The sequence below is a fragment of the Kitasatospora sp. NPDC004799 genome, assembly GCF_040609095.1.
In the GTDB taxonomy this organism is placed as follows: Bacteria; Actinomycetota; Actinomycetes; order Streptomycetales; family Streptomycetaceae; genus Kitasatospora.
The window spans coordinates 18,883-38,745 of sequence record NZ_JBEXJK010000029.1 but is presented as its reverse complement, the minus strand read 5'-3'; the positions used below and the strand labels follow the sequence as shown (position 1 = coordinate 38,745).

Genomic DNA, 19,863 nt, shown 5'->3' with positions numbered 1-19,863 from the left:
GATGGACGCCGGTCGCCCGCCCCGGTGGCGGCCGCGGCCGCCCGCCAGCGGGCCGTCACCCCGGCCGGACCGGGCGGCACCCGCACCTCCGTCCGACCGCGGACCTCGTCGTGGATCACCGTCTCCATCCCTGCTCCGTTCCCGGCCGGGCTCCCCGCCCGGCCGTCCGTTCCCGTCCCGTGCCGCGGCTCCAGCCGCGCCCTGCCCTCGTGCCCGCACCCGCCCGCCGACCCCCGTACGGCGGGCGGAGCCGTCGTCAGTCCGCGACCACCCGCACCGCGCCCGGCACGTACTCGCGCTGGCGGATCACCCGGTACCAGCCCTTCGGCAGCGGTATCGCGGCGTGCTCCTCGTGCACCACCCGGCCGCCCTCGGGCAGGTGCAGCCAGCCCGCGCCGAACGGCCCGGTCTCGCGGCGCAGTTCGCCCGGGCCGACCACGGCGTGGGCGTGCCCGGTGACCTCGCCGAGCGCGAGCACCATCCGGCCCCGCGCGTCCCGGGGCTGCACGGCCAGCTCGGCCACCCGCGGCGGGACCGCGCCCTCCTCGACCGGCACGATCAGCACATCGCCCTGGCGGTACATCAGTCCTCCCTCGTCGTACGGCCGGGCCCCGGCGGACGCCGGAACCCACGGCTCCGCCGCGCCTGCCGCGGTCACTCTCCGGAGCCAGGACCAGAACATAGAGCAAGGGTCTGACAACGCGCCCGGACGGCGACCCGGCCGCCGGATTGTCAGTCCCGGCTGGTAGACAGTTGTTCGGCCCAGACCCCAGAGGAGCAGCGCATGACTGTCAACGACCACATCGAGCGGTTCCACGGTCTTCCCGTCTTCGACTTCGTGGAGGCCTTGGAGGAGGCCGGGGAGGAGGGCGGATCCGGCGCCCTCCAGCTGCCGGACGCGGCGTCGGCCGCCTGGCGGATCCGGCTCGAGTACGAGTCCGAGGCGACGTTCGTCGAGCGCTGGGAGCAGTTCCTCGGCGCCGTCGACACCGAGCGGGTCACGGCCCTGGTGGTCGGCCAGTGGGCGCCGGAGGAGCCGGAGGGCTTCCGGGAGCCGATGGAGGCGATCGTCGCCGCCGCCGGTCGGCTGCCCGCCCTGCGCGCGCTGTTCGTCGGCGACATCACCTACGAGGAGTGCGAGATCTCCTGGATCCAGCAGTGCGACATCACGCCGCTGCTGACGGCGTTCCCCCGGCTGGCCGAGCTGGTGGTGCGCGGCGCGTCGGAGGACTGGGACGGCAAGGGCGGCCTGGCGCTGCAGCCGCTGCGGCACGAAGCGCTCGAGGCGCTGCGCTTCGAGGCCGGCGGGCTGCCGGGCTCGGTCGTGCGTTCGGTGGCCGGCTGCGACTTCCCGGCCCTGGAGCGGCTGGAGCTCTGGCTGGGCGTGGACAACTACGGCGGCGACGCGACGACGGCCGACCTCGCGCCGTTCCTGGACGGCACCCGCTTCCCCGCGCTGCGCCACCTCGGCCTGCAGAACAGCGAGTTCCAGGACGACATCGCGGCCGCCGTGGCGCACGCCCCCGTCGTCGCCCGCCTGGAGTCGCTCAGCCTCTCCATGGGCGTGCTGACCGACCAGGGCGCCACCGCCCTGCTGGAGGGCCAGCCGCTCACCCACCTGCGCTCGCTCGACCTGCACCACCACTACCTCACCGAGGAGATGCAGCAGCGCCTGCGCCAGGCCCTGAGCGGGGTCGAGCTCGACCTCTCCGAGCCCGGCAAGCCCGACGACCAGTGGCGCTACGTGGCCGTGGCCGAGTAGCCGTCACCACCCCGCGCGACCGACCGACCACCCGTCCCAGCACTCGACCCACCAGGATCCGACATGGCCGTCTCCCACCACATCGAACGCTTCCACGAGCTGCCGATCCACGAGTTCACGCCCGCCGACGCCCGGCCGCGGCCCGCCGCGGGAGCCGTCGCCTGGCGGCTGTCCGTCGAGTACGGCTCCCAGCAGGACTTCGGCCAGGTCTGGCAGTCCTTCCTGACGGAGGTCGACCCGGCCGGCGTCCGCGCCGTGGTGATCGGCCCCTGGTGGCGGAACGAGTACACGTCCGTGGGCCCCGTGATCGAGGCGATCACCGCCGAAGCGCGGCGCCTGCCGGCCCTGGAGGCGCTGTTCCTCGGCGAGGTGACGTACGACGAGTGCGAGATCTCCTGGCTGGAGATGGACGACGTCACCCCGCTGCTGCACGCCTTCCCCGGGCTGAGGTCGCTGGCCGTGCGCGGCGGCACCGACCTCGCCCTGGAGCCGGTGCGGCACGACCGGCTGACCAGCCTGCGCTTCGAGTCCGGCGGCCTCCCGGCCACCGTGGTGCGCGCGGTGGCCGGCTCCGAACTGCCCGCGCTGGAGCGCCTGGAGCTCTGGCTCGGCGTGGACGAGTACGGCGGTGACGCCGCGATGGACGACCTGGCACCCTTCCTGGACGGCTCCCGGCTGCCGAAGCTGCGCCACCTCGGGCTGGCCAACAGCGAGCTCCAGGACGAGATCGCCGCCGCCGTCGCCCACGCCCCGGTGGTGGCCCGGCTGGAGTCGCTCGACCTCTCCATGGGCATGCTCTCCGACGAGGGCGCCACCGCCCTGCTGGAGGGCCAGCCGCTCACCCACCTGCTTTCGCTCGACCTGCACCACCACTACCTGAGCGACGCCATGATGGAGCGGCTGAGCGCGGCCCTGCCGGGGGTCGAGGTCGACCTCGGCGAGGCCGAGGGCGACGAGGCGGAGGACGAGTTCGACCGCTACGTCTCGGTCGCCGAGTAGGCGGGCGGCGGAGGCGATGACCATGCGGCTGACCGTCCTCGGCAATCCGGGGCACCGGCGGGTGACACTGTTCGCGGCCGCCGCCCGGGCCGCCGGGCTGCCCGAGCCCGCCGTCCTGCCCTGGCTGGACGTGCTGCGCGGCCGGTACCGGCTGCCCGAGGGCGGGCTGCTGCGCATCGAGTCGCCCGGCGAGGAGCCCGAGGTCGACGCGCTGCTGCGCGGGCCCGCGCTCGGCCCCGGCTACGCGCCGACCAGGGTCGAGGGCACGGCCGTCTGGTACGCGGGGGTGATGGCCGCGCTGCGCGGGCTGGCCGCCCGGCCCGGCGTGCGGCTGCTCGGCGATCCGGAGGAGATCGCCGTGATGTTCGACAAGCGCCGCGCGCACGCGCTGCTCGCCGGGGCCGGGGTGCCGGTGCCCAGGGCGCTCGGCGGCGAGGTCACCGGCTGGGAGCACCTGCGCGAACGCCTCGCCGAGGCCGGCCTGCACCGGGTCTTCGTCAAGCCCGCGCACGGCTCCTCCGCCTCCGGGGTGATGGCCCTGGAGTTCGGGCCGCGCGGGCAGGTGCAGGCCACCACCTCGGTGGAGCTGGCCGGCGGCCGCTTGCACAACTCGCTGCGGGTGCGCCGCTACCGCGAGGAGCGGGAGGTCGCCGCGATCGTCGACGGCCTGGCACCGGACGGGCTGCACGTCGAGCAGTGGGTCCCGAAGGCCTCGCAGTCCGGGCGCTCGGCGGACCTCCGGGTCGTGGTGGTCGCCGGCCGGGCCACCCACGCGGTGGTGCGCACCAGCGCCCAGCCCATGACCAACCTGCACCTCGGCGGCGCCCGGGGCAGCCTCGACCAGGTCCGCGAGGCCGCCGGTCGGGCCTGGCCTGCCCTGCTGGAGACGGCCGAGCGCGCGGCGGCCTGCTTCCCCGGCTCCCCGATGGTCGGGGTCGACGTGCTGCCCACGACCGGCTGGCGGCGCGCCCTGGTCGGCGAGGTGAACGCCTTCGGCGACCTGCTCCCCAACCTCACCGGCCTGCCCGGCGGGCCCGCCGAGGGCCTCGACACCTACGGCGCCCAGCTGGCCGCACTCACCACTCTCCTCCCGTCGTCGCCCGCGGCGACGGACCACCAGATCACGGAACCCGCTCGATGAACCACCGGACCACCGTCCCCGCCCCCACCACCGCCCCCGACATGAACGCCGTCGTGGGCACCCACGACCTGCTGCTCGTCACCCTCGACACGCTCCGCTTCGACGTCGCCGAGGAGTTGGCCGCCGCCGGCCGCATCCCGAACCTCGCCGCCGTCCTCCCCGGCGGCCGCTGGGAGCGCCGCCACGCACCCGGGAGCTTCACCTACGCCTCCCACCAGGCGATCCTGGCCGGTTTCCTGCCGACCCCGGTGTCCCCGGACGGCCCGCACCCGCGTCTGTTCGCGGCCCGGTTCGCCGGCTCCGAGAGCACCGCCCCGCGCACCTGGGTCTTCGACGCCCCCGACCTGCCGACGGCGCTGGCCGCGGCCGGGTACCGCACGGTGTGCATCGGCGGTGTCGGGTTCTTCAACCGGCAGGGCCCGCTGGGCTCGGTGCTGCCCGGTCTCTTCCAGGAGAGCCACTGGGCGCCCGAGCTGGGCGTGGCCTCGCCGACGTCCTTCGAGGCGCAGGTCGCCCGGGCCGAGCGGGTCGCCGCCGAGCAGCCGGCCGACCAGCCGCTGTTCCTCTTCCTGAACGTCTCGGCGCTGCACCAGCCGAACTGGTTCCACCTGCCCGGCGCCACCCGTGAGCACGGGGACTCCCGGGCCAGCCACGCCGCCGCCCTGGAGTACGTGGACGCGCACATCGGCCGGCTGTTCGCGGCGATGAGCGCCCGCCGCCCCTGCTTCGCGATCGTCTGCTCCGACCACGGCACCGCCTACGGCGAGGACGGCTACACCGGGCACCGGATCGGCCACGAGGTGGTCTGGACGGTCCCGTACGCGCACTTCACCCTCCCCGCCCGAACGGCGGGCGCCACCGCGACCTCCGAGGAGCGCGCATGACCACCGCACCCCCGCGCCCGGACTCGCCGTACCAGTCGTACGTCTACGCGTACCCGCACAAGACGGCCTACCGCCCGCTGCCGGAGCGGCCGCCGCTGCGCGAGCTGTGGGCGGGCGAGGCCCAGCACGCGCTCTCGCTCTACCTGCACATCCCGTTCTGCGAGGTGCGCTGCGGCTTCTGCAACCTGTTCACCCGGATCGGCAGCCCCGAAGGCCTGACCACGGCCTACCTGGACGCCCTGGAGCGCCAGGCCACGGCGGTGCGCGCGGCGCTGGACGAGGGGGCCCGGTTCGCGCTGGCCGCGTTCGGCGGCGGCACGCCCACCTACCTGACGGCCGGTGAGCTGGAGCGGCTGTGCGACATCGCCGAGCGGCGGATGGGCGCCGACCTGCGGGCGATACCGCTCTCGGTGGAGGCCTCGCCCGCCACCGCGACCGCCGACCGGCTGGAGGTGCTGGCCGCCCGGGGCACCACCCGGCTGAGCCTGGGCGTCCAGTCCTTCGACGACGCCGAGGCGCGCTCCGCCGTCCGTCCGCAGAAGCGGGCCGAGGTGGAGGCCGCCCTCGGCCGGATCCGCGCGGCCGGGTTCCCGGTGCTCAACATCGACCTCATCTACGGCATCGACGGCCAGACCGAGGCGAGCTGGCTCCGCTCGCTGGACACCGCGCTCGCCTGGCAGCCCGAGGAGCTCTACCTCTACCCGCTGTACGTCCGTCCGCTGACCGGACTGGCCCGGCGCGGCGAGCAGGAGAGCGCCTCCGCCTGGGACGCGCGCCGGCTGGCGCTCTACCGGGCCGGCCGCGACCACCTGCTCGCCCACGGGTACCAGCAGGTGTCGATGCGGATGTTCCGCCGCGCGGCCTCCCCGCAGGCCGGGTCGGGCGAGTACGCCTGCCAGACCGACGGCATGGTCGGCCTGGGCTGCGGTGCCCGCTCCTACACCTCGCGGCTGCACTACTCCTTCGACTACGCGGTGAACGCCACCGAGGTGCGCGGCATCATCGACGACTACGTCGCCACCGAGGACTTCCACCGGGCCGAGGTCGGCCACTGGATGGGCGGCGCGGAGCCGCGCCGGCGCCACCTGGTGCAGTCGCTGCTCCAGGCCGAGGGCATGCCGCTGGCGGACTACCGCGCCCGGTTCGGCAGTTCACCGGCCGAGGACTTCCCGGCGGAGCTGGCCGAGTTCGCCGGGCGCGGCTGGCTCGCCGGGGGCGACACGGAGTTCCTGCGGCTCAGCCCGGAGGGGCTGGCGCACTCGGACGCGGTCGGGCCGATGCTGTTCTCGCCCGAGGTCGGGGCGCTGATGGCGGCGTACGAGGCGAAATGACCTTCCTCGGCATGCCCTCCGCCGCACCGCTGCCGCAGGACGGCGCTCGGGACCTCAGCCTGCTCTACCGCGGCCCGCTCGCCTCCTGCGACTACGACTGCCCGTACTGCCCGTTCGCCAAGCGGCGCGACAGCCCCGAGCAGTTGCGGGCCGACCGGGCCGCGCTGGAGCGCTTCACCGGCTGGGCCGCCGGGCGTGCGGGCACCGGCGACACCCTGTCGCTGCTCTTCACCCCCTGGGGCGAGGGCCTGGTACGGTCCTGGTACCGCCGCGCGCTGGTCGAGCTGAGCCGTCTGCCGCACGTCCGCCGCGTCGCGATCCAGACCAACCTCAGCTGCCGCACGGGCTGGCTCGCCGAGGCGGACCTCGACGCCCTCGCCCTCTGGGTGACCTTCCACCCCGGCCAGGTCACCCGCGACCGGTTCCTCGCCAAGTGCCGCGAGCTGGACGCCCTCGGGGTTCGCTACAGCGTCGGCGTCGTCGGCCGACCCGAGCACCTCGCCGAGGCCCGCCGGCTGCGCGCCGAACTCGCGGAGTCCGTCTACCTGTGGGTGAACGCCGCCGAGGGCCTCGCGTACACCGACGAGGAAGCCGCCCGGTGGACCGCCCTCGACCCGCACTTCGGCTACAGCCGGCACGCCCACCCCAGTGCCGGGCTGCCGTGCCGCACCGGGGAGTCCGTGCTGTCGGTGGACGGCGACGGCACCGTACGCCGCTGCCACTTCGTCCGGGACGTCCTGGGCAACCTCTACGACGGCAGCTACCGCGCCCGACTGGGCCCGCGTGCCTGCCCGTTGCCGGTCTGCGACTGCCACATCGGCTACGTCCACCTGGAGACCCTGCCGCTCTACGAACTGTTCGGTGCGGGTGTGCTGGAGCGCGTGCCGCACGGCTGGCCGGAGGGGCGGCGATAAATCGGTTGCCAACCGGCCACTCTGTGTGAAAGCGTACGAACAACCGCGCAGGACCAGCAGGTTCGGAAGGAGGCCCGCAGATGATCAGTGCCATACGGCTCGCCGTCGTGCCGGGCCTCGTACTCGGTGACACCCCGGCTCGCGCTTCGACGCGTGAGCCGCACCCGGCCTGACGCCCGCGCCCGCCGTCCCGGCGGTGCCACGGCCCGACGCGCCCGCTGCTCACCTCCTCGTCGAAGTGCTCTTCGTGCCCCCTTGCACGTTCGACCACGAGGAGCCCCGGTGTCCGACACCCACCGGCCCAGCATCGCCACCCTGCCCACCAGTTCCGCCCTGCCCGCACCCTGGCACAGCGAGAACGGCACGCCACCACCGCGTCGCCTGATCGCCGCCGACGACTCCCTTCGCGCCGAGGTCGCCTACCGGTTGGCCTGCGAGGGCACCGCCCTGCTCTGGCAGGGCGACTACCCCGGCGCGCTCCGCCTCCTGCACGCCATGCGCCGCCGCGCCGAGCGGCGCCGGCCCCGATCCGCACCCGACTCGGCCGCCGAGGCCTTCCGGCAGCACCGACGGGAGCGCGCCCGCCTCGCGCGCGTCCTCGGCATGCTGCTGGTCCCGATCGGCGCGGATCACCGCGTCCGGCTCCACCGGGCGCCCGACGTCCGCGAGGCCTGCCTGGCGGCCTACGGACCGCTCCTTGACAACAGAATCGTGTCCCTGCGCGAGCTCCTCGGTGTGATCGGCGCACACCAGTGGCGCACCAGGGGCGTCGAGGTTCCGGCCCTCGGCGCCCGCATCCACCCGCACTACGGGGTCTTCTCCCCTGTCCGCGGCGAGTACGTCGACCTCGTCGCCCGGGCGCCGCTGCCGCCGGCCGCCCGTACCCACCCCACCGCCTACGACCTCGGCACCGGCACGGGTGTGCTCGCCGTGCTGCTCGCCCGGCGCGGCCTGCGCGAGGTCCTGGCCACCGACGCCAACCCGCGGGCCCTCGCCTGCGCCCGCGACAACGCCCGCCGTCTCGGTCTCGCCGACCGCATCGAGACCGCCGGCACCGGCCTCTACCCTCCCGGCCGCGGCCGGGCCGCGCTGGTCGTGTGCAATCCCCCGTGGCTGCCCGGCCGGCCGAGCTCCACCCTCGACGAGGGCGTCTACGACCGGGACAGCCGGATGCTGCACGGCTTCCTCGACGGCTTGGCCGACCGCCTGCTTCCCGGCGGCGAGGGCTGGCTCGTCCTCTCCGACCTCGCCGAACACCTCGGCCTGCGGTCCCGCGCCGACCTGCTCGGCGCCGTCTCCGGAGCCGGGCTGCGCGTCACCGGCCGTCTCGACACCGTCCCCCGCCACCCTCGGGCCACCGCGCCCGAGCAGGCCGATCCCCTCCTGCGCGCCGCCCGCGCCGCCGAGGTGACCTCGCTCTGGAGGCTGGCCCCCGCATGACTCGGTGCAACCCGCCGCACACGGCCCGAAGCGCCCGCCGTGTGACGGTCGATCCGATCCACACACAGGGTGGGGGCCGATCAGCACTCCGCAGCCGCCGCCGGTCCGCGTCCGACCGCACCGCGGGCAGCCCGCCTTCGCGCCCCGTCGGTCCGGCCCGCGGCCTCCCTGAGCGGCCCGGCGCCGACGTACCTAGCCTGGTGGTAGGAGGCGATGGACATGCTAGGAGACGCACCCCTGATAGCCATCATCCCGGCCGCCGATCTGGCCCGCGCGAAGGCGTTCTACACCGACACCCTCGGCCTCAAGCTCACCGAGGAGAGCCCGCAGGAGCTCACCTTCCAGTGCGGCAGCACCGAGTTCGGCATCTATGAGACACCCAGCGGCGGCCAGGCCGCCCACACGCTGGCCAGCTTCAAGGTCACCGACCTCGACGCCGAGATGGCGGCTCTACGCAACCGCGGCGTCACGTTCGAGGACTACGACTTCCCCGGCCTGAAGACCGTCAACGGCATTGCCGAGGCCGACGGCATGCGCGCTGCCTGGTTCAAGGACAGCGAAGGAAACATCCTCTGCGTGAACGAACGCACCACCAGGTAACACCGGCCCCCGTCCTCGCCGACGTCGCGGCGACCGCTCAGGTCACGTCGGCGGGGACGTCCGGGCCCACGGGCCGGCCCGCAGTGCCGTCCCCCACCCCGACGCGGCGATCGTGCTCCGCACCGAGCGCGGCAACGCCGCCGCACGGCAGCGCGGGCAGCGCGGGCAGCGCGGGCAGCGCGGGCAGCGCGGGCAGCGCCGAACGCGCGACCCTCGGGCCAGATGACGAACGTGCTGTAGGAGGACTCCTCGACCGGGCCGTCGCACGGAACGTGCGGCGACGGCCAAGGGGGGCCACCGTCGCCGCATCCGCTCACCTGCCGGGCCCGGTCGATGCGGACGAAGAGGCCGTGCCGGGAAACGACTCCGCCTCCATCCGGTGTCGAGCACTGCGGGGATGAAGCCTTCGGGGGGGTGAGGTCGAGGGGTTGAGGTCGGGGCGTGGTCTCAGCCGTGCGTACGAGCGGAGAGGTGCACATCACCGGCGTCTTGGCTCGGCCGGCCGCCCTCTGCGCAGCCATGAAATGAAACCGTTCGAACCAGTGGGAGCGCTCCCACTGTGAGGGATGCCCGCGGGTGGGTCAAGAGGCTTGAAGAGTCGAACACCACTGCCGACAAATCCCGGCAACTCCTCTTTTCCTTGGCGGCAGTTGGCGCTACGGTCGGTGCCCACCAGTGGGAGCGATTCCGTCAGTCGACGCGCGGCACGTGGCGCGTCCTCGCTGCAAGGAGTCGCTCATGCGACACCCCCCACGCCTCGCGGCGCTGCTCGGCGGCGCGGCCCTCACCCTGGTGAGCGCCGTGTCCGCCACGGCAGGTGCGGGCCCGGGCACCGCGGCAGCCGTCGGCTGCTCCGTGGCCTACTCCACGGTCAACCAGTGGGACGGCGGCTTCCAGGCCTCCGTCGTCGTCACCAACAACGGTGCGCCCGCCAGTGGTTGGAGCCTCGGCTTCGACTTCACCGGCGGCCAGCACGTCACCCAGGGCTGGGGCGCCACCTGGTCCCAGTCCGGCACCAAGGTCACGGCCGTGAACGAGAGTTGGAACGGCTCGCTCGGGACCGGAGGGAGCGTCACCCTCGGCCTCATCGCCTCCTGGTCCGGCGGCAACCCCGCTCCGACCGGATTCACCCTCAACGGCCTTGCCTGCGACAGCGGTTCGACCCCGACACCCACGACCACATCGACCCCCTCACCGACCGCGACGCCGACCGCGACGCCGACCTCCACCCCGACCGGCACGCCCACCGGCACGCCCACCGGCACACCGACCGCCGGCGCGCCCGAACTCGGCGTCAGCGGCAACCGGCTGACCGACCCGAGCGGTGCCACCCGCCGCCTGCTCGGCGTCAACCGCTCCGGCGGCGAGTTCATGTGCGTCCAGGGCCACGGCATCTTCGACGGCCCGGTGGACGACGCGGCCGTCCGGGCCATCGCGGACTGGCAGGCCAACACCGTCCGCATCACGCTCAACGAGGAGTGCTGGCTCGGCCTGGACAACATCCGGCCCGAGTACCGGGGCACCGCCTACGTCGACGCCGTCAAGGCGCTGGTGACCCGCGTCCTCGCCCACGGGATGACCCCTGTGGTCGAACTCCACTGGACGTACGGCCAGTACACCGGCCCCTCGGCGGGCTGCTCGGACGTCCACGCCTCCTGCCAGAAGCCCATGCCGGACGCCCGTTACGCCCCGGCCTTCTGGACCTCGGTGGCGAACACCTTCAAGGACGACCGCCGGGTGGTCTTCGACCTGTTCAACGAGCCCTACCCGGACCGGGCCACGGCCACCACCGAACAGGCCTGGGCCTGCTGGCGCGACGGCGGCACCTGCCCGGGCATCGGCTACGAGGTGGCCGGCATGCAGGACCTGGTGGACGCCGTCCGGGCCACCGGTTCGCGCAACCTCGTGCTCGTCCCCGGAGTCGCCTACGCGAACGACCTGAGCGGCTGGCTCGCCCACGCCCCCGCGGACCCGGCCGGCGCACTGGCCGCCGCCTGGCACGTCTACAACTTCAACTCCTGTGCCAGCGAGACCTGCTGGACCTCCACCCTGGCTCCGGTCGCCGCCCGCGTCCCACTCGTGGCGGGCGAGATCGGTGAGAACACCTGCGGGCACGCGTTCGTCGACCGCGTCATGACGTGGTTCGACGACCGCGGGCTCTCCTACCTGGGCTGGACCTGGAACACCTGGGACTGCTCCTCCGGCCCTGCCCTGATCAGCGCTTACGACGGCACCCCCACCGCGTTCGGCGTCGGACTGCGCGACCACCTGCGCGCCCTGAACGAACGCTGAAGCGACACCGCGCGAGCATCGGGCGAACCCGGACGACCCGCGCGAACCCCCGAGCGAACCTCCGAGCGAACACCGGAAGGAATCCCCACACCATGAGCCGCACCAAGCGCACCACGCGCGCCACCGGCCCCACCCTCAACCGGTTGCGCAGCAACCGGACGGCCCTGCTCGCCGCCCTCGGCGTGCTCGCCGCCACCGGCGCCACCGCCACCGTGCTGTCCACCTCGGCGGGCGCCGCCACGGCCGGCTGCCGGGTCGACTACCAGGTCTCCAACCAGTGGGGCACCGGCTTCGGCGCCAACGTCGCCGTCACCAACACCGGTGACCCGCTGAGCTCCTGGACCCTGGAGTGGACCTTCGCCGGCGACCAGCAGGTCACCCAGGGCTGGAACTCCACCATCAGCCAGTCCGGGGCCGCGGTCACCGCCCGGAACGTCTCGTACAACGGCAGCCTGGGGACGGGTGGCTCCACCTCGTTCGGCTTCAACGCCTCGTACAGCGGCGCCAACCCCGTGCCCACCGTCTTCAAGCTCAACGGCGTGCTGTGCAACGGCGCCACCACGACCCCCACGGGCACCCCGACCACGACGCCGACCACGACGCCCACCGGGACGCCGACCACGACCCCCACGGGCACCCCCACCACCCAGCCCGGCACCCGGGTCGACAACCCGTACGCCGGTGCCAAGGTCTACGTGAACCCCGAGTGGTCCGCGCACGCCGCCGCCGAGCCCGGCGGCAGCAAGGTCGCCAACCAGCCCACCGGCATCTGGCTCGACCGGATCGCCGCCGTCACCGGTGCCAACGGCAAGATGGGCCTGCGCGCCCACCTCGACGAGGCGCTGCGCCAGAAGGGCAGCGGCGAGCTCGTCGTCCAGCTGGTGGTCTACGACCTGCCCGGCCGGGACTGCTCCGCGCTCGCCTCCAACGGCGAGCTCGGCCCGACCGAGATCGGCCGGTACAAGACGGAGTTCATCGACCCGCTCGCGGCGATCCTCGCCGACCCGAAGTACGCGGGGCTGCGCATCGTCACCGCGGTCGAGATCGACTCGCTGCCGAACCTGGCCACCAACGTCACGCCGCGGGTCACCGCGACCCCCGCGTGCGACGTGATGAAGGCCAACGGCAACTACATCACGGGCGTCGGCTACGCGCTCAAGAAGCTGGGCGCCGTGCCCAACGTGTACAACTACGTCGACGCCGGTCACCACGGCTGGCTCGGCTGGGACGACAACCTCGGCGCTTCCGCGGAACTGTTCAAGCAGGCCGCGACGAGCGAGGGCTCGACCCTCTCCAACGTGCACGGCTTCATCGTCAACACCGCGAACTACAGCGCGCTCAAGGAGAAGAACTTCACCATCGACGACAGCGTCAACGGCACCTCCGTCCGCCAGTCCAAGTGGGTCGACTGGAACCGGTACACCGACGAGCTGTCCTACGCGCAGGCGATGCGGGCCAAGCTGGTCTCGCTGGGCTTCGACTCCCGGCTCGGCATGCTGATCGACACCTCGCGCAACGGCTGGGGCGGCACCGCCCGGCCGGCCGGGCCCGGGCCGCGGACCAGCGTCGACGCCTACGTCGACGGCGGGCGCTACGACCGGCGGTTCCAGACCGGCAACTGGTGCAACCAGTCGGGCGCGGGCCTCGGTGAGCGGCCGCAGGCGGCCCCGGAGCCGGGCATCGACGCGTACGTCTGGATGAAGCCGCCGGGCGAGTCGGACGGGGCCAGCAAGGAGATCCCGAACAACGACGGCAAGGGCTTCGACCGGATGTGCGACCCGACGTACACCGGCAACCCGAGGAACAACAACAGCATGTCCGGCGCGCTGCCGGACGCGCCGCTGGCCGGCGACTGGTTCTCCGCCCAGTTCCAGGAGCTGCTGAAGAACGCCTACCCGGCGCTGTGACCCCGACGCTGTGACCCGGTGCTGTGGCACAGCACCGTGACACGGCGCTGTGACACGGCGCTGAACAGCCCCCAACGCCCGGGACCCACCCGGCGCTGAACAGCCCCACCGTCCGGAGCCCACCCGTTCCGGACCACCCAGACCGTCCGGAGCCCGCGGGGCTCCGGGCGGTCCGCGGGTGCTCAGGAGGACTTCCGAACCACCAGCTCGGTCGGCAGCACCAGGTGGGACGGCTCGACGTCCTCACCGGCGATCTGCCGCAGCAGCAGCCCGGCCATCGTGCGCCCCATCTCCTCGATCGGCTGGCGGACGCTGGTCAGCGGCGGGTCGAGGTGGCGGGCCACCGGCGAGTCGTCGACGCCCACCAGCGCGACGTCACCGGGCACGTCCAGGCCGCTGGCCCGCAGCACGGCGAGGGCTCCGACGGCCATCAGGTCGGAGGCGGCGAACACCGCGTCCAGGTCGGAGCACTGCGCCAGCAGCTCGCGCATCGCCCGCCGGCCGCCGTCCTCCGTGAAGTCGCCGGTGGCGACGAGGAGTTCGTCCGCCGGCAGCCCGGCCTCCGCCAACCCCTGACGGTAGCCGGCCAACCGCCCCCGCGCGGCGTCCATGTCCAGCGGACCGGTGATGGTGGCGATGCGGCACCGCCCGCGCCCGGCCAGGTGCGCCACCGCCGAGCGGCCGGCTCCCACGTTGTCGGAGTCGACGTACGCCACCGGCTCCTGCGGCGAACGGCGCCCGTTGAGCACGGCCGGCAGGCCCAGCGCGCGCACCTGGTCCGGCAGCGGGTCGTCCCGGTGCACGGAGACCAGCAGGACGCCGTCCACCCGCTGCGCCGCGAGGTACTGCTCGAAGCGCTGTCGCTCCTGCTCGGTGCGGATCAGCGTGAGCAGCAACTGCATGTCCGCCGCGGCGAGTTCGGCGCTCACGCCGCGGATGATGTCCAGGAAGTACGGTTCCGCGAGCCGCGCCTCGGTCTCGGGCACGACCAACGCGACCGCGTCCGTCCGGCTGCCGGCCAGCGCCCGGGCCGCCCGGTTCGGCACGTAGCCCAGCTCCGCGATGGCCCGGCCCACCGCCTCCTTCGCCTGTTCGCTCACCCGGGACGAACCGTTGATCACCCGGGACACCGTGCCGCGCCCGACCCCGGCCCGGGCCGCGACCTCCTCCAGGGTCGGCCTTCCGGTCTGCCGTCCGCCCACTGCCCACGCGCCTTCCGCCGCCGTCCGCGGTCTCCCGCCCGCTTGGCAGCGAATCCTAGATCACCGGAACTCGCTGCCGCCACGTCCCGTCCGCTTTCAGGAAATGGAGTCAACTCCCCAACTACTGGGCCCCTCAAGGAAATTCGGTTACATCTCTTGACATCGGATCAGTCGGGGAAGAACCTTCCGCATGTGGCGTGGGAGCGCTCCCATCCACCCGGGGGTCGTCACCCGCACCCCGGCGCCACCCCTGGGCGGAGCCCGACGCACACCACCCGGACCGCACCACCCCCGGACACAGCACCCCGGATACAGCACCCCGGACACAGCACCCCAGACACAGCGTCCCGAACACACCACCCCGAACACACCACCCCGGACGAGGAGAGTGGAATGCGCACCAACACCCCCAGACGTCGGCACCTCGCCGCGCTCGCCGCCCTGGCCGCGAGCACCGCCCTGCTGGCCGGCTGCGGCAGCGGCGGCGGCACCGGTTCGAAGGCGGACGGCGGCGGCACCGTCACCCTGCGGATCGGCACCTACGGGTCCTTCGGGTACGACAACGAGACCGGCGCCAAGCTGTACGCCGAGTACGAGAAGCTGCACCCGAACATCAAGATCGTCGAGTCCAACGTGGCCGACGGCCAGAAGTACTGGGACACGCTCAAGCTCCGGCTCACCCGGGACAGCGGCCTCGCCGACATCCAGGCCGTCGAGGTCGGCTACATCGCCGAGGCCACCGGGCCCACCCTGGCGGGCAAGTGGGCGGACCTCGGCAAGACCGGTGGCGCCGACCTCGGCGCCTACCTGGACTGGAAGGTCAAGCAGGCCACCACCGCGGACGGCAAGGTGATCGGCCTCGGCACCGACATCGGCCCGATGGCGATCTGCTACAACAAGGACCTCTTCGCCAAGGCCGGGCTGCCGACCGACCGCGCCCAGGTCGGCGCGCTCTGGGCCGGCAGCTGGGACAAGTTCCTCGAGACCGGCCGCACCTACCAGGCGAAGGCGCCCGAGGGCACCGCCTTCCACGACTCGGCCAGCGGGCTGTTCAACGCCGTCGTCTCCAGCGAGCCGATCCAGTACGCCAACGCCAAGGGCGAGTTGGACTACAAGAACAGCCCCGGGGTGCAGAAGGCCTGGACCGTCGCCACCAGCGCGGCCACCGGTGGACTGAGCGCCAAGCTGCGGCAGTTCGACGAGAAGGGCACCTGGAACGCGGGCTTCAAGAACAACCGGTTCGCCACCGTCGCCTGCCCGAGCTGGATGACCGGGATCATCAAGGACCAGGCCGGTCCGGAGAACCAGGGCAAGTGGGACATCGCCCCCGCCCCCGTCGCGGGCAACTGGGGCGGCTCCTTCCTTGCCGTCCCGAAGTCCGGCCCGCACGTCAAGGAGGCCGCCGAACTCGCGGCCTGGCTGACCGCCCCGGCGCAGCACGCGAAGGTCTTCGCGGTCAACGGCAACATCCCGTCCACCAAGGAGACCCTCTCCTCCCCCGCCGTCCGGGACGCCGTCCTGCCGTTCTTCGGTGACGCCCCGGTCGGCCGGATCTACTCGGAGGCCGCGGCCGGCATCAAGGCGGTGCCGATCAGCCGCTGGGACGGCCAGGTGAAGACCTTCATCACCGACAACGGCATCCTCGACATCGAGCAGCGCGGCACCGACCCGGCGCAGGCGTGGACCAACGTCGGGAAGCTGATCGACGACAAGATCCAGAAGTAGCGGGGCCCACCCAGGGCGCGCCGGGCACCCGGCGGCCCGCCCCCTCGATCCGCCCTCTCCCACCGACCGGAAGGACTTCCCGTGTCCACCCCCGTCCGGGGGGCGGCCGACGGCACCCCGCTCCCGTCCGCCCCCGCCCGCGCCGGCGGCCCCCGCCCCTCCGGGAGCGGCCCGTCCACGAACCGCCCACCCGGCCCCGGTCGACGCCTCGGCCGCGGTCAGCGCCTCGGCCTGTACCGCTGGGACATGAAGGCGGCGCCGTACGTCTTCATCGCGCCGTTCTTCCTCTGCTTCGCCGCCTTCGGCCTCTTCCCGCTGGTCTACACCGGCTGGCTCTCCCTGCACCGGGTCGAGCTCGGCGGCGAGGCCCAGTGGCTCGGTCTGCGCAACTACACCGCCCTGTGGGACAGCGACTTCTTCTGGAACGCCCTCGGCAACACCTTCACCATCGGCGTGATCTCGACCGTGCCGCAGCTGCTGCTCGCGCTCGGCCTGGCCCACCTGCTCAACTACCGGATGCGCGGCCGGGGCTTCCTGCGGGTCGCGGTGCTGGCGCCGTACGCGACCTCGATCGCCGCCGCCACGCTGGTCTTCGCCCAGCTGTTCAACAGCGACTACGGGCTGATCAACACCGTGCTCGGCTGGGCGGGCTTCCACCCGGTGGACTGGGAGTCCTCCAAATGGCCCGCGCAGGTCGCCATCTCGGTGATCGTCACCTGGCGCTGGACGGGCTACAACGCCCTGATCTACCTCGCCGCGATGCAGGCCGTCCCGCAGGACCTGTACGAGGCGGCGGCGCTCGACGGAGCCTCCCGGGCCCGCCAGTTCCTCAGCGTCACGATCCCGTCGATCCGCCCGACCATCCTGTTCACCATCGTGGTGTCCACCATCGGCGCCACCCAACTCTTCGGCGAGCCCATGCTGTTCGGCGGCAGCCTGGGGGTCAGCGGCGGCAGCGGCAACCAGTTCCAGACGCTCAGCCTGCTCATGTACGAGAAGGGCTGGGTGACCGGCGCGCTCGGCCAGGCGTCCGCGATCGCCTGGGTGATGCTGCTGCTCCTGCTGTCCGTGGGTGCCGTGCAGGCACTCCTCGCCCGTGTCCGCCGTAGGAGGGGCTGAACCGTGAGCACCGCATCCGCCACCCGTCCCCGGTGGCGTCCGTCCGCCGGGCGCCAGCACCACGCCGGCCCGCTGACCTACGTCCTGCTCGGACTCGCCGCCCTGGTCTCGCTCTTCCCGCTGTACTGGAACGTGGTCGCCGCCTCGCACACGGGCGAGCGGGTGGTCGAGGCACCGGCGCCGCTGCTGCCGGGCCCGCACCTGTTCGACAACCTGGCCTTCGCCTGGAACCAGGTCGACATGGGCCGGGCGCTGGTCAACACCACGGTGGTGGCCGGCCTGGTGGCGCTGTCCACCGTGCTGTTCGCCACCCTGGCCGGGTTCGCCTTCGCCAAGCTGCCCTTCCGGGGCCGCAACGTGCTGCTGGCCGTGGTCGTCGCCACCATGACCGTCCCCCCGCAGCTCAGCGTCATCCCGCTGTACCAGATCATCACGGACCTGGGCTGGGCGGACCAGCTGCAGTCGGTGGTGCTGCCCTCGCTGGTCGCCGCGTTCGGCGTCTTCTTCATGCGGCAGTACCTGGTCGAGGCCCTGCCGGTGGAGCTGGTCGAGGCCGCCCGGATGGACGGCGCGCACAGCCTGCGGATCGTCTGGCACGTGGTGTTCCCGGTGGCGCGGCCCGCCATGGCCGTGCTCGGGATGCTGGTCTTCGTGCAGTCCTGGAACGACTTCTTCTGGCCCTTCATCGCCCTCACCCCGGACGGCAACCCCACCCTCCAGGTCGCCCTCGCCGGCCTCGGCTCGGGCAACCACAGCGTCGACCAGGCGATCGTGCTGACCGGCGCGCTCATCTCCACGGTGCCGCTGCTCCTGGTCTTCGCGCTGCTGGGCAAACACATCGTGGGCGGCATCACCGCCGGCGCCGTCAAGAACTGAGCCCTCGGCACCCTCCTCCGAGGACCGAACCCCCACCTTCGGGAGCTTCCCATGTCCTTTCCCCCCTCCACCGAGCTGCCCCGGTTCCCGGCCGGCTTCCTCTGGGGCGCGGCCACCTCCGCGTACCAGGTCGAGGGCGCCGCCGCCGAGGACGGCCGCACCGCCTCGATCTGGGACACCTTCTGCCGCACCCCGGGCAAGGTCTTCCAGGGCCACACCGGCGAGGTCGCGGTCGACCACTACCACCGGTTCCGCGAGGACGTCCGGCTGATGGCCGAACTCGGGCTGACCGCCTACCGCTTCTCCGTCGCCTGGCCGCGCGTCCAGCCCACCGGCCACGGCCCGGGCGTCCAGCTGGGCCTGGACTTCTACCGCCGCCTCGCCGACGAGCTGCTGGCCGCCGGGATCACTCCCGTCGCCACCCTCTACCACTGGGACCTGCCGCAGGAGCTGGAGTCGGCCGGCGGATGGCCCGAGCGCGCCACCGCCGAGCGGTTCGCCGAGTACGCCGCGCTGGTGGGCGAGGCGCTCGGCGACCGGGTCGGCCACTGGACCACCCTCAACGAGCCCTGGTGCAGCGCCTTCCTCGGTTACGGCTCCGGCGTCCACGCCCCCGGCCGCACCGACCCGGTGGCCGCGCTGCGGGCCGCCCACCACCTCAACCTCGGCCACGGCCTGGCCGTCACGGCGCTGCGCGGCGTGCTGCCCGGCGCCGCCCGGCTGTCCGTCGCGCTCAACCTGCACGCGGTGCGGCCGCTCACCCCGTCCGCCGCCGACCGGGACGCCGCGCGCCGGATCGACGCCGTCGGCAACCGGGTCTTCCTGGGCCCGATGTTGGAGGGCTTCTACCCGGAGGACCTGCTGGCCGACACGGCCCACCTCACCGACTGGTCCTTCGTCCGGGACGGCGACCCGAAGGAGATCCACCAGCCGCTGGACTGGCTGGGCGTCAACTACTACACGCCCACCGTCGTCTCCGCGACCGCCGAGGGCGCCACCCCGGCCCGCGAGGACGGCCACGGCGGCGGTACGGCGTCGCCCTGGCCGGGCGCGGACCGGGTCGGCTTCCACCGGGCCCCGGGCGAGCGGACCGCGATGGGCTGGGCCGTCGACCCCTCCGGCCTGCACCAGCTGCTGACCGACCTCGCCCGGCGCCACCCGGACCTGCCGCTGATGGTCACCGAGAACGGCGCGGCGTACGTGGACGAGCCCGACGCCGACGGCGCCTTCGACGACCCGGAGCGCGCCGCCTACATCCACGCCCACCTGGCGGCGGTCCACCGGGCCCGGGCCGACGGCGCGGACGTGCGCGGCTACTTCACCTGGTCCCTGCTGGACAACTTCGAGTGGGCGTACGGCTACGCCAAGCGCTTCGGCCTGGTCCACGTCGACTTCCCCACCCAGACCCGCACCCCCAAGTCCAGCGCCGGCTGGTACGCCCGGGTGGCCCGCACCGGCGAGCTGCACCCGCCGGTCGCACCGTAGCCCGCCGGTCGCACCGTAGCCCTCCGGGCGGCCGGGCCCGAGCGGGCGGGTCGACCGGGGCGGGCCGCCGGCGGTGGCACCCCCGACCGGTCCGTCACCGACGGCCCGGTCGGGGGTGCGTCCACCAGAGGCGAAAGGGCCGAGCCGGCCGTCCCCGCGGAGCGCCCTTGCGCCCACCGGGTGGGC

Annotated in this window: 16 protein-coding genes; 14 read left to right on the top strand and 2 right to left on the bottom strand. The window is 73.4% G+C overall.

Going from position 1 to position 19,863, the window contains the following annotated elements:
- Positions 1 to 256: 256 nt before the first annotated feature.
- On the bottom strand, positions 257 to 583 hold the full coding sequence (locus ABZW03_RS06710) for a hypothetical protein (RefSeq protein WP_355253265.1): 327 nt from the start codon (positions 581 to 583) through the stop codon (positions 257 to 259).
- Positions 584 to 784: 201 nt separating this feature from the next.
- Between ABZW03_RS06710 and ABZW03_RS06705 the strand changes: the two genes are divergently transcribed.
- From ABZW03_RS06705 to ABZW03_RS06660, 10 genes are all read left to right on the top strand, one after another.
- Positions 785 to 1,762, top strand: coding sequence for an STM4015 family protein (locus ABZW03_RS06705; protein ID WP_355253262.1), 978 nt, complete (start codon positions 785 to 787; stop codon positions 1,760 to 1,762).
- A gap of 63 nt (positions 1,763 to 1,825) precedes the next feature.
- Positions 1,826 to 2,761: an STM4015 family protein gene (locus ABZW03_RS06700; RefSeq protein ID WP_355253259.1), complete on the top strand. Its 936-nt coding sequence runs from the start codon at positions 1,826 to 1,828 to the stop codon at positions 2,759 to 2,761.
- Between the two features lie 16 nt (positions 2,762 to 2,777).
- Entirely contained in the window at positions 2,778 to 3,902 is a 1,125-nt protein-coding gene (locus tag ABZW03_RS06695; protein WP_355253256.1) for an STM4014 family protein, read from the top strand.
- Between the two features lie 41 nt (positions 3,903 to 3,943).
- Entirely contained in the window at positions 3,944 to 4,786 is an 843-nt protein-coding gene (locus ABZW03_RS06690; protein WP_355253280.1) for an STM4013/SEN3800 family hydrolase, read from the top strand.
- Complete coding sequence (locus tag ABZW03_RS06685; protein ID WP_355253253.1) at positions 4,783 to 6,117, top strand: STM4012 family radical SAM protein; 1,335 nt, start codon at positions 4,783 to 4,785, stop codon at positions 6,115 to 6,117. The genes ABZW03_RS06690 and ABZW03_RS06685 overlap by 4 nt, the downstream gene beginning before the upstream one ends.
- Before the next feature lie 11 nt (positions 6,118 to 6,128).
- Positions 6,129 to 7,031, top strand: a complete 903-nt coding sequence (locus tag ABZW03_RS06680) for an STM4011 family radical SAM protein (protein ID WP_355253250.1) — start codon at positions 6,129 to 6,131, stop codon at positions 7,029 to 7,031.
- 282 nt (positions 7,032 to 7,313) lie between these two features.
- Positions 7,314 to 8,471, top strand: a complete 1,158-nt coding sequence (locus ABZW03_RS06675) for a class I SAM-dependent methyltransferase (RefSeq protein ID WP_355253247.1) — start codon at positions 7,314 to 7,316, stop codon at positions 8,469 to 8,471.
- A 219-nt stretch (positions 8,472 to 8,690) separates the two neighbouring features.
- Complete coding sequence (locus tag ABZW03_RS06670; RefSeq protein ID WP_355253244.1) at positions 8,691 to 9,071, top strand: VOC family protein; 381 nt, start codon at positions 8,691 to 8,693, stop codon at positions 9,069 to 9,071.
- Between the two features lie 738 nt (positions 9,072 to 9,809).
- Positions 9,810 to 11,363, top strand: a complete 1,554-nt coding sequence (locus ABZW03_RS06665; protein ID WP_355253241.1) for a cellulose binding domain-containing protein — start codon at positions 9,810 to 9,812, stop codon at positions 11,361 to 11,363.
- A 92-nt stretch (positions 11,364 to 11,455) separates the two neighbouring features.
- Positions 11,456 to 13,270, top strand: coding sequence for a glycoside hydrolase family 6 protein (locus ABZW03_RS06660; protein WP_355253238.1), 1,815 nt, complete (start codon positions 11,456 to 11,458; stop codon positions 13,268 to 13,270).
- 182 nt (positions 13,271 to 13,452) lie between these two features.
- Here the strand turns inward: ABZW03_RS06660 and ABZW03_RS06655 are convergent, their stop codons facing one another.
- Entirely contained in the window at positions 13,453 to 14,472 is a 1,020-nt protein-coding gene (locus ABZW03_RS06655; protein WP_355253235.1) for a LacI family DNA-binding transcriptional regulator, read from the bottom strand.
- A gap of 393 nt (positions 14,473 to 14,865) precedes the next feature.
- Here ABZW03_RS06655 and ABZW03_RS06650 point away from each other — a divergent pair, with 393 nt between their 5' ends.
- The 4 genes from ABZW03_RS06650 to ABZW03_RS06635 all read left to right on the top strand — a co-directional run bounded on the left by ABZW03_RS06650 (position 14,866) and on the right by ABZW03_RS06635 (position 19,677).
- Entirely contained in the window at positions 14,866 to 16,197 is a 1,332-nt protein-coding gene (locus tag ABZW03_RS06650; protein ID WP_355253232.1) for an extracellular solute-binding protein, read from the top strand.
- 81 nt (positions 16,198 to 16,278) lie between these two features.
- Positions 16,279 to 17,316: a sugar ABC transporter permease gene (locus ABZW03_RS06645; RefSeq protein ID WP_355253229.1), complete on the top strand. Its 1,038-nt coding sequence runs from the start codon at positions 16,279 to 16,281 to the stop codon at positions 17,314 to 17,316.
- A gap of 3 nt (positions 17,317 to 17,319) precedes the next feature.
- Positions 17,320 to 18,192, top strand: a complete 873-nt coding sequence (locus tag ABZW03_RS06640) for a carbohydrate ABC transporter permease (RefSeq protein WP_355253226.1) — start codon at positions 17,320 to 17,322, stop codon at positions 18,190 to 18,192.
- 51 nt (positions 18,193 to 18,243) lie between these two features.
- Positions 18,244 to 19,677 carry a GH1 family beta-glucosidase gene (locus tag ABZW03_RS06635; RefSeq protein ID WP_355253223.1) on the top strand — a complete coding sequence of 478 codons (1,434 nt, stop codon included), beginning with the start codon at positions 18,244 to 18,246 and terminating at the stop codon, positions 19,675 to 19,677.
- Positions 19,678 to 19,863 lie beyond the last annotated feature (186 nt).

Bases quoted from the DNA above. Each gene is read 5' to 3' on its own strand.
- ABZW03_RS06670 (WP_355253244.1), top strand. From the start codon at position 8,691: ATGCTAGGAGACGCACCCCTGATAGCCATCATCCCGGCCGCCGATCTG.
- ABZW03_RS06710 (WP_355253265.1), bottom strand. From the start codon at position 583: ATGTACCGCCAGGGCGATGTGCTGATCGTGCCGGTCGAGGAGGGCGCG.
- ABZW03_RS06660 (WP_355253238.1), top strand. From the start codon at position 11,456: ATGAGCCGCACCAAGCGCACCACGCGCGCCACCGGCCCCACCCTCAAC.
- ABZW03_RS06695 (WP_355253256.1), top strand. From the start codon at position 2,778: ATGACCATGCGGCTGACCGTCCTCGGCAATCCGGGGCACCGGCGGGTG.
- ABZW03_RS06705 (WP_355253262.1), top strand. From the start codon at position 785: ATGACTGTCAACGACCACATCGAGCGGTTCCACGGTCTTCCCGTCTTC.
- ABZW03_RS06700 (WP_355253259.1), top strand. From the start codon at position 1,826: ATGGCCGTCTCCCACCACATCGAACGCTTCCACGAGCTGCCGATCCAC.
- ABZW03_RS06690 (WP_355253280.1), top strand. From the start codon at position 3,944: ATGAACGCCGTCGTGGGCACCCACGACCTGCTGCTCGTCACCCTCGAC.
- ABZW03_RS06665 (WP_355253241.1), top strand. From the start codon at position 9,810: ATGCGACACCCCCCACGCCTCGCGGCGCTGCTCGGCGGCGCGGCCCTC.
- ABZW03_RS06685 (WP_355253253.1), top strand. From the start codon at position 4,783: ATGACCACCGCACCCCCGCGCCCGGACTCGCCGTACCAGTCGTACGTC.
- ABZW03_RS06680 (WP_355253250.1), top strand. From the start codon at position 6,129: ATGCCCTCCGCCGCACCGCTGCCGCAGGACGGCGCTCGGGACCTCAGC.
- ABZW03_RS06635 (WP_355253223.1), top strand. From the start codon at position 18,244: ATGTCCTTTCCCCCCTCCACCGAGCTGCCCCGGTTCCCGGCCGGCTTC.
- ABZW03_RS06650 (WP_355253232.1), top strand. From the start codon at position 14,866: ATGCGCACCAACACCCCCAGACGTCGGCACCTCGCCGCGCTCGCCGCC.